This is a genomic window from Thermomonas sp. HDW16 (assembly GCF_011302915.1).
GTDB lineage: Bacteria > Pseudomonadota > Gammaproteobacteria > Xanthomonadales > Xanthomonadaceae > Thermomonas.
This window is the reverse complement of sequence record NZ_CP049872.1, coordinates 1,908,602-1,921,720: the sequence shown is the minus strand read 5'-3', so window position 1 is coordinate 1,921,720 and position 13,119 is coordinate 1,908,602. Positions and strand designations below refer to the sequence as shown.

Annotated in this window: 9 protein-coding genes; 6 read left to right on the top strand and 3 right to left on the bottom strand. The window is 63.4% G+C overall.

Features of this window, described 5'->3' with window-relative positions; translation table 11 throughout:
- Positions 1-39: 39 nt before the first annotated feature.
- On the bottom strand, positions 40-846 hold the full coding sequence (locus G7079_RS08945; protein WP_166056976.1) for a ChaN family lipoprotein: 807 nt from the start codon (positions 844-846) through the stop codon (positions 40-42).
- A 129-nt stretch (positions 847-975) separates the two neighbouring features.
- Here G7079_RS08945 and G7079_RS08940 point away from each other — a divergent pair, with 129 nt between their 5' ends.
- Positions 976-2,961 carry a beta-lactamase family protein gene (locus tag G7079_RS08940; RefSeq protein WP_240906152.1) on the top strand — a complete coding sequence of 662 codons (1,986 nt, stop codon included), beginning with the start codon at positions 976-978 and terminating at the stop codon, positions 2,959-2,961.
- A gap of 19 nt (positions 2,962-2,980) precedes the next feature.
- Here the strand turns inward: G7079_RS08940 and G7079_RS08935 are convergent, their stop codons facing one another.
- Positions 2,981-4,543: a phospholipase D family protein gene (locus tag G7079_RS08935; protein WP_166056975.1), complete on the bottom strand. Its 1,563-nt coding sequence runs from the start codon at positions 4,541-4,543 to the stop codon at positions 2,981-2,983.
- A gap of 87 nt (positions 4,544-4,630) precedes the next feature.
- Here G7079_RS08935 and G7079_RS08930 point away from each other — a divergent pair, with 87 nt between their 5' ends.
- From G7079_RS08930 to G7079_RS08905, 5 genes are all read left to right on the top strand, one after another.
- Positions 4,631-8,167 carry a methylmalonyl-CoA mutase family protein gene (locus tag G7079_RS08930; protein ID WP_166056974.1) on the top strand — a complete coding sequence of 1,179 codons (3,537 nt, stop codon included), beginning with the start codon at positions 4,631-4,633 and terminating at the stop codon, positions 8,165-8,167.
- 300 nt (positions 8,168-8,467) lie between these two features.
- Complete coding sequence (locus G7079_RS08925; RefSeq protein ID WP_166056973.1) at positions 8,468-8,803, top strand: type II toxin-antitoxin system MqsR family toxin; 336 nt, start codon at positions 8,468-8,470, stop codon at positions 8,801-8,803.
- Positions 8,804-9,377: 574 nt separating this feature from the next.
- Complete coding sequence (locus G7079_RS08915) at positions 9,378-9,965, top strand: hypothetical protein (RefSeq protein ID WP_166056971.1); 588 nt, start codon at positions 9,378-9,380, stop codon at positions 9,963-9,965.
- A gap of 134 nt (positions 9,966-10,099) precedes the next feature.
- Complete coding sequence (locus tag G7079_RS08910) at positions 10,100-10,798, top strand: transposase (protein WP_166056970.1); 699 nt, start codon at positions 10,100-10,102, stop codon at positions 10,796-10,798.
- Positions 10,799-10,908: 110 nt separating this feature from the next.
- Complete coding sequence (locus tag G7079_RS08905) at positions 10,909-11,820, top strand: CPBP family intramembrane glutamic endopeptidase (RefSeq protein ID WP_166056969.1); 912 nt, start codon at positions 10,909-10,911, stop codon at positions 11,818-11,820.
- A 31-nt stretch (positions 11,821-11,851) separates the two neighbouring features.
- Here the strand turns inward: G7079_RS08905 and G7079_RS08900 are convergent, their stop codons facing one another.
- Entirely contained in the window at positions 11,852-12,571 is a 720-nt protein-coding gene (locus G7079_RS08900) for a phosphatase PAP2 family protein (RefSeq protein WP_240906151.1), read from the bottom strand.
- Positions 12,572-13,119 lie beyond the last annotated feature (548 nt).

Sequence of the window (13,119 nt, the reverse complement as noted above, 5' to 3'; positions counted from 1 at the left end):
TCGGCCGTGACGGGACTTGAATACGCCTAGGTACGGTTCCTATCCAACGGGCTTGGGGGCCTTGAACTGCGCGCACGGATCCGGGCGCTCCGCGGGTGGAATGCGGCGCGCGATGTCGAAGCCGGCCGCATCCGTGCCCGGTTCCAGGAAACCGACGGCCTGCGGCGCCAATCCATCCCGCCGCAGCCAGAACGGCACGCCGATGTCCCCACGTACATGCCCATTGCCGGCGATCAGCACGATGCCATCGGTGGCATGCGTGCGCATCGTGTCCGCCATCATCACGTCGCGGGCGATTTGCGCCTTGGCCATCGGTTCCACCATCGCCTCCGGCAGCATGCCGCAATGACTGTCGCGCACTTCGGTGGCCTGCGCCGCGAGCAATGGCGCGGGCAGGGTGTCCAGCTGGTAGCGCGCGATGAGCTCGGCCGGCAGCGCTGCGGCGAAACCGCCTTTGACGATCTTCGAGGCATCGCTGCGCGAGAGGTTGGCCGCCAGCAGCGGCAATTCGCGATCCAGCGCCAGCGCGACCACCGGCTTGTAGTAGTCCCACGTCCAGCTGGACTTCGCGGGCGCGACTTTCGCCACCACGCAATCGGCATCCGCACAGTCGCGCATCGCCGCATCCAGCGCGGCTTGTTGGCCGGTATCGAACTGTTCCATCGCGATCACCGGCCGCCAGCCGGCGTCGATGCGTTCGCGCAGCAGGGCGGCGCGTTCGGCATGGCCGATGGCGTTGTCGTGGACTTCACCGAGCAGCAACACGTGCGGCGATGACGCAGCTGGCGTGTGGCTGCAGGCGGACAGAAGGGCGAGCAGGGGCAGGGCGATGGCGGTACGCAGCATGGCGGTCGGCAATCGGGCAGGAGTGCACAGCTTGCCACGTGTCGCCTGGCCGAAGCGCGAGCCGGCCCGCGTTATTCCCTTGTAGTGCCTGGCCTACATGCACGGCACGACAACGCCCGGAGACTCGCCATGCATCATGTGTTGAACAAGGCCGCGCTGGCCATCGCCCTGTCATGTTCGCTGGCCGCGCCCGTCGTGTTTGCTTCTGATCCGCAAGCAACGCCTGCCGCCGCCGAGACAACGGTGACCACGGCCGGCGGTCGCGCCACTTTCCTGCTGCCGGCTGGCTGGGGCAAGACGGTGCAAGGGAATGCGGTGATCGTCACGCCGCCGGAGGCCGATGGATCGCGCACGGTGATGGTCGACGCCGTTGCCACCACACCTGATGAAGCAGTCGCAGAGGCGTGGAAGGTGCTGGGCATGGCGCCCAAGTTTCTGCTCGCCACCGATGCAGCCCCGCGCGACGGCTGGGAACAGCGCCGCTTCTACGATTACGACATCCCGGCCAACGCCAAGCGCGTCATCAATGCCAGTGCCTATCGCAAAGGCAAGGCGTGGACGGTGGTGTTGGTCGATGTGGATCAGGCCATCGCCGAGAAGCGTGGCTCGCAGTTCGGCAAGATGGGCCAGCGTTTCCAGCCTGCCGGCTACGCGCGCGAGACCTTCGCCGGTCGCACCGCTCACAAGCTTGACGCCGCCCGCCTGCAGACGGTGGCGGATTTCGTCGAATCGATGCGCAAGGAGTTCAATGTGCCTGGCGTTGCGGTCGGCATCGTGCAGGACGGCAAGGTGGTGATGTCGCGCGGCTTCGGCGTGCGCGAACTCGGCAAGCCGGCCCCGGTGGATGGCGACACCCGCTTCATGATCGCCTCCAACACCAAGGCGCTGACCACGCTGATGCTGGCCAAACTGGTGGATGCCGGCAAGCTGGACTGGAACGCGCGCGCCGAGGATGTGTACCCCGCGTTCAAGCTGGGCGATGCCGCCACCACGGACAAGGTACTGGTCAAGCACCTGATTTGCGCCTGCACCGGCTTGCCACGCCAGGATTACGAATGGCTGTTCGAAGGCGAGAAACAGACGCCGGAGACGGTCATGACCACGCTCGGCACGATGCAACCCACCAGCGGGTTCGGCGAACTGTTCCAGTATTCGAACCCGATGGCCGCCGCCGCCGGCTACATCGGTGGGCAGGTGGCGTATCCGGGCAGTGAGCTCGGCGCAGGCTATGACAAGGCGATGCAGGCGCTGGTGTTCGATCCGCTCGGGATGCGCAACACCACCTTCGACTACGCCAAGGCGCAGACCGGCAACTACGCCGCGCCGCATGGCTACGATATCGACCACAAGGTCGAAGTGATGGGCATGGGCCTGAACGACACCATCGTGGCCTCGCGCCCGGCCGGCGCGGCCTGGGGCACGGTCAACGACCTGCTCAAGTACGTGCAGATGGAGATCGACCGTGGCGTGCTGCCGGATGGCACCCGCTACATCGGCGAGGCCGCATTGATGCAGCGGCGCGAGCCGCAGATCTCGCTGGGCGTGGGCAAGGACTACGCGATGGCGCTGATGGTGGACAAGAGCGACGGCGTCACTGTGATCGATCACGGCGGCGACATGGGCGGCTTCCATTCCAACATGATGTGGTGGCCGGAGCAGAAGGTCGGTGCGGTGATCCTGACCAATGCCGACGAGGGCGTGTACCTGCGTGGTCCGTTCAAGCGCCGGCTGACCGAACTGATGTTCGATGGCGAAGCGCAGGCGCAGGCGACCGCCGATGCCAACGCCAAGGCCAACAAGGAAGCCTTCGATGCCTTCCGCAAGCTGCTGCAGATCCCCGGTGATGCGGCTGCGCTGGATGGTCTGGCGCCGCGTTACCACAGCGCTGCATTGGGCGACATCGTGGTCACCCGCAAGGACGGCAAGGCCTATATCGACGTCGGCTCGTTCTCGTCGGAACTCGCCACCCAGCCGCAGCCCGACGGCAGCCTGGCCTTCGTCACCATCGATCCGGTCGCGGCCGGCTTCCAGCTGATTCGCGCCGACAAGGACGGCGTGCGCAAGCTGATCGTGCGCGATGGCCAGCACGAATACGTGTTCGATGAAGTGAAGTAGCGCCTGCCGGCGCGCCGCCTTAGAGCTGCGATTCGATCGGGAGTACCCGCAACACGCTGGCGATCATCCGCCGCCACACGCTGGCATCCGGTTCGCCGGTATGCACGGTGGGTGGCGTGGTGCTGTCGTCGCGCCAGCGCAGGCGGCCCTTGGCGTCTTCGTACACCACGTAACTGAAGGCGGGGCCGGCCAGGCGGTTGTATTCCGCCTGCAGTTCCGCGCCCAGACCCGCATGGTCGAACAGCACGCCCATCTCGGTATTCAGCGCCACCGAGCGCGGATCCAGGTTGAACGAACCAACGAAGCCGTGCCGACCATCGATCACGAACGCCTTGGTATGCAGGCTGGCACCGCTGCTGCCGAACAATCCGGCCGATGCGGTCTGCCCCTGTCCCTGCGCACGCAGTTCATGCAGTTCCACGCCTCCCGCCAGTAGAGGCTCGCGGTAGCGCGCGTATCCGCTATGCACGGCCGGGACGTCGTTGGCCGCCAGCGAATTGGTGACCACGCCGACTTTCGCGCCTTTGGCTTCCAGCGTGGTCAGCATCTCGGTGCCATCGACCCCGGGCACGAAGTAGGGCGAGATCAGCGCAGCGCGCTGCTGCGCGCCTTCGACCACCTTGGCCAGGGTATGCGCCAACCATTCACTGTGGTCGTCTTCGCGCCATTTCAGCGGCGGGTCGGAAACGACCTTGATGTCGTGTACCCAGAACGGGTTGAGCTGCTGGGTCACGAAGGCCTGCACGCCCGGGGTCGCCTCCACGCGGCGCAGGTAGACCTGGGCTTCGGCGCTGTCGGTATGCGATTCGACGGCAGCAACCAGTCCCTTCAACTGTGTCTCGTCCTTCTCGCCGAGTTCGCCGATCGGCACCACTGCGTTGCTGTTCCAGTAACGATCGAACACCTCGCTAGCCCCGGCCACCGCCGGCCCCATCATCACCACGTCCAGGTCGCGGAAATTGGTGTCGGTGGCGGCATCGAAATACTCCTTGCCGATATTGCGACCGCCCACCACGGCGACGCGGCCATCCACGATCCACGCCTTGTTGTGCATGCGGTGGTTGACCCGGAACGCGCGGATCAGCGTTTCCATCAGGCGACGCACGCCGGTGCGGTTGCGGAACGGGTTGTAGATGCGGATCTCGACGTTCGGATGCGCGTCCAGCGCCAGCATCTGCTGATCCAGCCCGTGGGCGTTCATGTCGTCCAGCAGCATGCGCACGCGCACGCCGCGTTCGGCTGCGCGCCAGACTTCCAGCGCCAGCAGGCGGCCGGTCAGGTCGTCGTGCCACATGTAGTACTGCAGGTCCAGGCTGCGGCCGGCGCCGCGAGTGGATAGGGCGCGCGCGGCGAAGGCTTCCAGTCCGTCGTTGACCAGGATGGTGCCGGTCTGCCCCGGATGCTGCGCGAGCATCGGCACCAGCACGCGGTCCCATTCGGTGGCATCGGCCTGCACCGGCAACGCGTGCGAGGGTGCTCCGGTGCCCTTCGGCATCAACCGGTCGGCCAACAGCACGCCGATCACGAGCGCGGCCAGCAGGATGAGGGCAGTGGACAGCATGATGGTCTTCAGCCGGGTCATCGATATGCGGCGAATACGGTGGCGTCCGGGCGATCCTAACCCGCGCGGTACAATCATGGGTCACCTGAAATGTTGTGGATGCGCCCCATGAGCACCCCCGCCGAAACCCTCCCGCAGCAGCAACACGACTCCACCCCGCTGCGCTTCGTCACCGCCGCCAGCCTGTTCGACGGCCATGATGCCGCGATCAACATCATGCGCCGGCTGATCCAGGCGCAGGGCGCGGAAGTGGTGCACCTGGGCCATAACCGTTCGGTCGAAGATGTCGTGCGCGCCGCGTTGCAGGAAGACGCCGACGGCATCGCGCTGTCGTCCTACCAGGGCGGCCACGTCGAGTACCTGAAGTACATGGTCGACATGCTCAAGGAGCGCGGCGCCCCGCACATCAAGGTGTTCGCCGGCGGCGGCGGCACCATCACGCCGGAGGAAATCCGCGAGCTCGAAGCCTACGGCGTCGAACGCATCTACCACCCCAACGACGGCATGAAGATGGGGCTGGTGGAGATGATCGAGGACGTGGTCGCGCGCGCCGGGAAAAGGTGTCAGGGACAATTTCCCGGCTCGAAGCAGTCAGCGCAAAAAGCACTTGGAGAAAGTGTCCCTGACACCTTTTCCGACGAAATCGCCATCGGCCGCGTGCTGTCCGCGCTCGAAGACGGCGACTACGGCGACGCCGAACTCTCGCGCCTGCGCAAGGAGTGGCAACTGGCCGGCGGCAAGACCCCGGTCATCGGCATCACCGGTACCGGCGGCGCCGGCAAGTCCTCGGTGACCGACGAACTGCTCAACCGCTTCCTCGCCAGCTTCCCGAAGATGCATATCGCGGTGATCAGCGTCGATCCCACCCGCCGCCGCACCGGTGGCGCGCTGCTCGGCGACCGCATCCGCATGAACTCGCTGCGCAGCCATCGCGTGTACATGCGCTCGATGGCCACGCGCCGGCAGAACGTGGCGACCAACGCGGTACTCAAGGACTGCATCGGCTTCCTCAAGTCGCTGGGCTATGACCTCGTCATCGTGGAAACCGCCGGCATCGGCCAGAGCGATTCGGAGATCGTCGACCTGGTCGATTTCCCGATGTACGTGATGACCAGCGACTACGGCGCGGCATCGCAGCTCGAGAAGATCGACATGATCGACTTCGCCGAGCTCATCGTGCTCAACAAGTACGACAAGCGCGGCGCCGAGGACGCGCTGCGCGACATCCGCAAGCAGTGGAAGCGCAACCGCGTCGCGTTCCAGACCGCGGATGCGGACGTGCCGGTGTATCCCACCATCGCCAGCCAGTTCAACGACCCCGGCATCAGCTGGATGTTCGCCAACCTGTGCCGCCTGCTGCGCGAGAAAGTCGGCGTGGCGTGGACGCCCGGCCTCGACACCAGCCTCAAGGAACCGCGCGCCACCGTGCTGATCCCCGGCAGCCGCGTGCGCTACCTGGCCGAGATCGCCGAGCAGGGCCGCGCCATCAACCGCCGCATCGAGACCCAGGCGGAGATCGCCGACCGCGCGCAGTCGCTGTGGCAGGCCTTGCAGGAACTGGGCGATGCCGCGTTGCCGATGCAGCTTGACTTGTACGCGGGCGATGCCCTCACCGAAGACGGCGACCGCAGCCTGCTCACCCTGCGCCAGCGCTACAACGACGCCGTGCAATCGCTCGGCAACGATTCGCTCAAGCTGCTGCGCGAATGGCCGGCGCGGCTGAAGTCGATCACCGACGAAGTCACCGAATACCAGGTCCGCGACAAGACCATCCGCGTCGACAACTACCGCACCTCGCTCAGCCACCAGCCGATTCCGAAGATCGCCGCGCCCACCTACAAGAGCTGGGGCGAGCTGCTGACTTTCCTCGGCAAGGAAAACCTGCCGGGCAGCTACCCGTACACCGGCGGCGTGTATCCGTACCGCCGCACAGGCGAAGACCCGATCCGCATGTTCGCGGGCGAGGGCACGCCGGAGCGCACCAACCGCCGCTTCCATTACCTCAGCGTCGGCCAGCCTGCCGCACGCCTGTCCACCGCCTTTGACAGCGTGACCCTGTACGGCGAAGACCCGGCGCCGCGCCCGGACATCTACGGCAAGATCGGCAACTCCGGGGTCAACATCCCCACCCTGGACGACATGAAGAAGCTGTACTCCGGCTTCGACCTGTGCGCGCCCAGCACCAGCGTGTCGATGACCATCAACGGCCCGGCGCCGATGATCCTGGCGATGTTCATGAACTGCGCCATCGACCAGCAGGTGGAGAAATACCTGAAGGCCGACGACGCCCGCTGGGCCGCCGCGCAGGCGAAGCTGGACGAACTCTTCAAGGGGCACGTGCGCCCGCAATATTCGGGCGAACTGCCGCCGACCAACAACGGCCTCGGCCTCGGCCTGCTCGGCGTGTCCGGCGACCAGCTGGTCGATGCCGAGACCTACGCGCGCATCAAGGCGGAAACGCTGCGCACCGTGCGCGGCACCGTGCAGGCGGACATCCTGAAGGAGGACCAGGCGCAGAACACCTGCATCTTCAGCACCGAGTTCGCGCTGCGGATGATGGGCGACATCCAGCAATACTTCGTGGACCACGGCGTCCGCAATTTCTATTCGGTCAGCATCTCCGGCTACCACATCGCCGAGGCCGGGGCGAACCCGATCAGCCAGCTCGCCTTCACCCTGAGTAATGGTTTTACGATCGTGGAGTACTACCTGGCGCGCGGCATGCAGATCGACGACTTCGCGCCCAACCTGTCGTTCTTCTTCAGCAACGGCATGGACCCGGAGTACACCGTGATCGGCCGCGTGGCCCGCCGCATCTGGGCGCGCGCCATGCGCGAGCGCTACGGCGCGTCCAGCCGCAGCCAGATGATGAAGTACCACATCCAGACCAGCGGCCGTTCCCTGCACGCGCAGGAGATCCAGTTCAACGACATCCGCACCACGCTGCAGGCGCTGTATGCGCTGTTCGACAACTGCAACAGCCTGCACACCAACGCCTACGACGAAGCCATCACCACGCCCACCGAGGAAAGCGTGCGTCGCGCGGTGGCCATCCAGATGATCATCAACAAGGAACTGGGGCTCAACTTCATCGAGAACCCCTGGCAGGGCAGCTTCGCCGTGGACTACCTTACCGACCTGGTGGAGGAAGCGGTTTACAAGGAGTTCGAGGCCATCAGCGAGCGCGGCGGCGTGCTGGGCGCGATGGACACCATGTACCAGCGCGGCAAGATCCAGGAAGAGTCGCTGTACTACGAGCACAAGAAGCACGACGGCAGCCTGCCGCTGGTGGGCGTCAACACCTTCCTGCCGAAGGAGCACGGCGGCGAGATTGCTACCGAGATCGAGCTGATCCGCTCGACGGAAGAAGAGAAAGGGCAGCAGATCGCGAATGTGGCGAACTGGCAGAAGGCGCGGAATGCGCTGGCGCCGTCAGGGGAGACCGAGCACTCGCATATGGCGGATGCGGATGAAGTTGTCGAGCCCGAGGTTCATGATGGTCACGGGCTGGGGTATCTGCAGCAGACGGCGCGGGATCGCAGGAATGTGTTTGCGGCGTTGATGGAGGCGGTTAAGACGCATAGCTTGGGGCAGATTAGTCATGCGTTGTACGATGTGGGTGGGGAGTATCGAAGGAATATGTAGGTGCATTGAGTTCTTGTTGCGCCTTCGATGGACGCAAGCCTGTCTGCTGCGCGGGAGTCGAGACCTAGCACTGGCTAGCTCAGGTTCGCTAGTGAGGATCGCTTCGAGTTGGGCTTATGTGGGCTAGTAGGCGAGCGTTTGGTTGTGGGCGGTTACCTACCTACCAAGCCTTGCCAACACTGAATCGTGACCCCAGACTCAGTTCGTTCAGGTCTCGAGCCATGGCGCATCTGTAACTCATTGATTTGTAAAGACCATGTCTTTCGACCTATTGCCTTATCTAACCATGATGGTTGATTAATGGAACACGCGGGCCCACTATACGCACTTGCTGAAGTCAGGCAGATCATCGCCACCGGCAAGGTGACGTTTTCAATGGATGCCGAAGCGGACTATCAGGAACTTGGTCTATCGAAAGAAGAAGCGATTGAGTGCATCAATGTGCTCCTCCCCAGCGAATACCGCCGATCGCTTTCCTATGAGAAGCAACAGCCTTTTGATGACTACGTTACAAATCCACAAAAGGTCCCTTCAGAGCCTAGGCCAGTCCAGCTGTACATCAAATTCCGCATTCCGTCTCCACGCAGTGTGTACTACCTCTACGTAACATCGTTTCACAAGTCCAATTCGCTTTGAATGAGTCCCCAGATGACTAACCTTTGCCCAGCTTGTGAGATCGGCACGCTAGCCTCGCGCGTGGGTGACAAGACCATTCAGTTCGAGGGTGCGCCCCTACGCGTTTCGAACGTTCGCTATTCCGAGTGTTCGGAATGTGGTGAAAAAGTTGTGCTTCCTGTTCAGGCGAAGCAAAACGAATTGGCTTACGCGGATGCGAAAAAGGCAAGGCTTGGCCTTTGGTCGTGTGGAAAGATTGAAGCATTTCGGAAGGAGTGGAGCATCACTCAAAGCATCGCATCTCAGCTATTCGGGGGTGGTGCAAATGCTTTCTCAAAGTATGAGCGTGGTGAAGTTATCCATAGCAAATCTATGGATCTTCTAATGAGGGTCTTTAGTGAAAGCGAGGAGGCGAGGGAGGTGCTTACAGAGCTCGCAAGAGTTCGGCTGGATAGCGCCCCGAGTTGGAAGACGATTCCATCTTCGTGTGCACCGCTAAAGAGCAAAGTGAGTGCGGCCGCAATTTCGCATTCTGGCGTCAAGATTCACTCTTCGGCAGCAAACTCAGATCGCTGGGAAACTTGCGAAGTTGCATATGGCTAAGAAGACGTCAAAAGAGACCATAGCGCCTGCCACTGACACTCAAAAGGCCGATCCGACTCGCTATTTTCACTTAAATGATGTCTCTCTTTGGGAGGCATCGCTCCGTCGTCACCGTGAATTTCGCTGGGGCGAAGATACAAAAGAAAAATGTGCGACTCAGACGTTCAGGAGTGTCGAGCCTGAGATGTACGAGGTTGAGCTTGAGGGCGAGGCCGAGAAGAGACAGATACTGCTGCGTATTCTTGTCAAGCTGGGCACTCGGATGGTTCGGCCAAATGATGATGACGAGATAGATCCGATCTACACACTTGAAGCTACCTTCTGCGCCGACTACTTCATGCTTGATGAGCCGACGCAAGAAATCTTCGATAAGTTTGTGAGCTTCAACTGCATACACAATGTTTGGCCTTTCTGGCGGCAACATGTGTTTGACACCCTTAAGAGGGCCGAGCTCCCAGTTCCATCTGTGCCGCTTTATGCTGGGCAAACGAAATATCGTAGAAAGAATGTGAGGATCACGAGGTCCCTCAGAACTGACGGCGACCAGTTCGAGGTGGAGCTCGAAAAGGGGTCCGAGTAGACGGGGCAAAAGGGGGTCAGGTTCAAAAAAGGTGTCCAAAAAAGGTGTATAAAAGGTGTCAGGGACAATTTCTGACATTGGGTCGCGGGTTGTGCTGATCGCCTGAGGCCATGCCCGTCGGGGAGGCTGTTGGCATGGCCCGCTTGCCTCGTCCCGATCTCCCCGGCATCCCGCAGCACATCGTGCAACGAGGCAACAACCGGTTTCCTTGCTTCCTCGACGACGAGGACCGCCAACGGTACCTGCAGTGCCTGGTGGAGGCGTTGCCCCGGTTCGGCTGCCAACTGCATGCCTATGTGCTGATGGACAACCACGTGCATCTGTTGATGACGCCAGTCGAGGCGGGCGCGGTGTCGCGGCTGATGCACACCTTCGCGCGTCACTACGCCGGACTGTTCAACCACCGGCATGGACGCACCGGCACCTTGTGGGAAGGGCGCTACAAGGCCTGCCTTGTGGCGTCGGACGGCTATTTCCTCGCCTGCAGCCGCTACATCGAACTCAATCCGGTGCGTGCATGGATGGTGGCTGAGCCCGCAGAGCACCTATGGTCCAGCCATCGGGCGAATGCTGCCGGGGCGTACGACCCGCTGCTGCGCGCGCATCCTTGCTACTTGGCCCTTGGCGTCGATCCCGCGTCGCGTGCTGCCGCCTATCGCGCGCTGTTCGACGAAGCCCTGCCGGACGACATGCTGGCCGAGATCCGGCGCTACCTGCAGCAGCAGCGGGCATTGGGAACAGATCGGTTCCGCGCGTGGGTCGAGGCGCGCACCGGGCGGTTCGCGACGGCGCGCCCGCCTGGGCGACCACCGCTGAAGCCATTTTGTCCCTGACACCATTTGATCCGGTTTTCCGGGGGTTCGTCGCAAAGCGGTTGCTGCGATCCCGTGCGGACAGGAAGGTGCCGTATCGGGCGCCGTAGGGCACCGAACCGGAGCCGTGCATGTCCCGTGTCGCCCTGTTCTCGCAAGACCCGGCCCGTGGCTGGCTGCCGTGGGTCTGGTTGTCGCCCATCCTGCTGGTGCTGTTCAACGCGGTGCCGGTGGTCGCGATGGATGGCTGGATGCAGGCGCGCGGGTGGTCCACGCCCGGTGGCGACCCGGTAGGCCTTGCCGGCTTGCACGCGCTGCTGTGGATCGGCTTCGCGCCCACCTTGCTGGCCGTGCTGGCGTGGGTGCGATGGGTCGAGCGGCGTTCGCTTGCGAGCATCGGCCTGGTGGGGACGAAGCCGCAGAAGATGTTCCTGTGCGGACTGGGGATCGGCTTCGCGACGATCATGCTTGTGGTGTGCGCGATCTGGGCCGCGGGCGGGATGCAGGCCACAGGCATCGGGCCGGCTTGGCGATCCCCGTCTGGCTTGCTGCAGATCGCCCTGCTGCTGCCGGCGTTCGCGTTCCAGTCCAGCGTGGAGGAAATCATCTTCCGCGGTTGGCTGCTGTCCACGCTGGCGCGCAGGTCCAACGTGGTGGTGGCGGTGCTGCTGGTATCGCTCACGTTCGCCTTGCTGCACTACAGCCCGCAACAGCCGCTTCGCGTCGTGGCGAGTTCGGTGCTGTTCTCATTGTTCGCCTGCGCTTTGGTGCTGCGCACCGGCAACGTGTGGGGCGCGATGGGTTGGCACGCGGGCTGGAACTGGCTGCTCGCCACCGGTTTCGAGTTGCCGGTGACCGGCATCGACACGCACCTTCCCGCACTGCTGGTGGCGTTGCGTCCGCATGGTGGCGATGTGCTGACCGGCGGCGCCCAGGGTCCAGAAGGCAGCGTGCTGTGCAGCGTGTTCTTCATCCTCGCCATCGCATGGATGGCGATTCACAGGGAGCGACGGGCCGCGACCGACGGCAAGCGGCACGCCTGAAGCGAAATTGTCCCTGACACCATTTACGCGGCTAAAGCACGCCCGGAATCTTGATCGCCAGTGCTTTCGCTTCAGCCGCGCAGTCGACGCCCGGGGATTTGCCTGAAGTGCGCTGTGCGGCGATTTCCTTGCGGGCTGCTTGCATGTCCGCCTGGAAGGTCGGGTTGGATTGAAGCTGCGCCACCACGCCGGCGCCTATCGTGCGGCCTTCAAGTACGTCGCTCTGCCAGTGCGCATTGCATACCAGGCGGCTCTCGCCGAATGCGCGTCCGCGCGCCAGCAACGCGTTGGCGCGCTCCGGCGAAAGATCGGTCAGCACCAGGCTCCATGCCCAGCCGAGCGATGTGTGTCCGGAGGGATAAGAGCCGTCGCCGCGCAGTGCGGCCTCGTCCGCAGCAAGGCAGGTATGTTCGTTGTAGTGGACGAACGGGCGGATGCGCTTGTAGTGATTCTTCGCCGTGTAGGTTCCAAGGCCGGCATCGACCATCACCCGTTGCATCAGCTGATAGAGACGGGGGGTATCGGCCTGCGTGATCGGTACGCCCAACGCACATTCGAAGGCGGTGGTGGCATGCGGCAGGTGCAAGTTGGCATCGGCGGTCGCCAGGGTGTAGCGCGCGGTTCCCTTGAGTGCCTGCGCTGCGTCGTGCACGGCCTGGTCGTGGCTGAAGCCGGCGCTGTTTTCCGCTGGCGGCGGGGGTAGCAGCAACAGGCTGTCCGGCAGGTTGTTGCCCAGGTATCCGGCAGGCATCCCTTCCCAGCCTGCGGGCACTGCGGTTGGCGCGGAGGCTGCCTGCGCCGGTGCTGCGGAACTGTCCGAAAGAACGGAGCTGCATCCGGTCAACCCGGCGCCGCAAAGGCCCAATGCCACTAAGCCAGACAAGGCAGGGGCCACTGCGTGAAGCGAAGGACGTGGCATCGCGATGCTCCTCTGTGGAAATCGGGAATTCGCGGGATCATATCGTTCCTGCCTCCTTGCGACGACTCAGCAGCAAATGGGGCCGGATTCACTGGCTGATCTGGTCGACCGATGTGCAGGCCTGGGTCAAAACGGGGTGGGTCAAAATGGGGTCAGGTTCACTTACCCCGTCGCGGTCATTGATTTGGTCGGCCGATACGCCGCGCGCACGCTGGCAAATCTTTGCGTCTTGGCTTCGACCATCGCGCGGAAGTCGTCGCGGCCGTAGGCGCGTTGCTGCTGCAGGTAGGCGCGGATGGCGGCTAGGTGTTCCTCATTGAGCGCTTAGGCAAGCAGGGCGCGATAGGCCTCGCCGCGTTGCCACCGAGCATGCGCTGGGT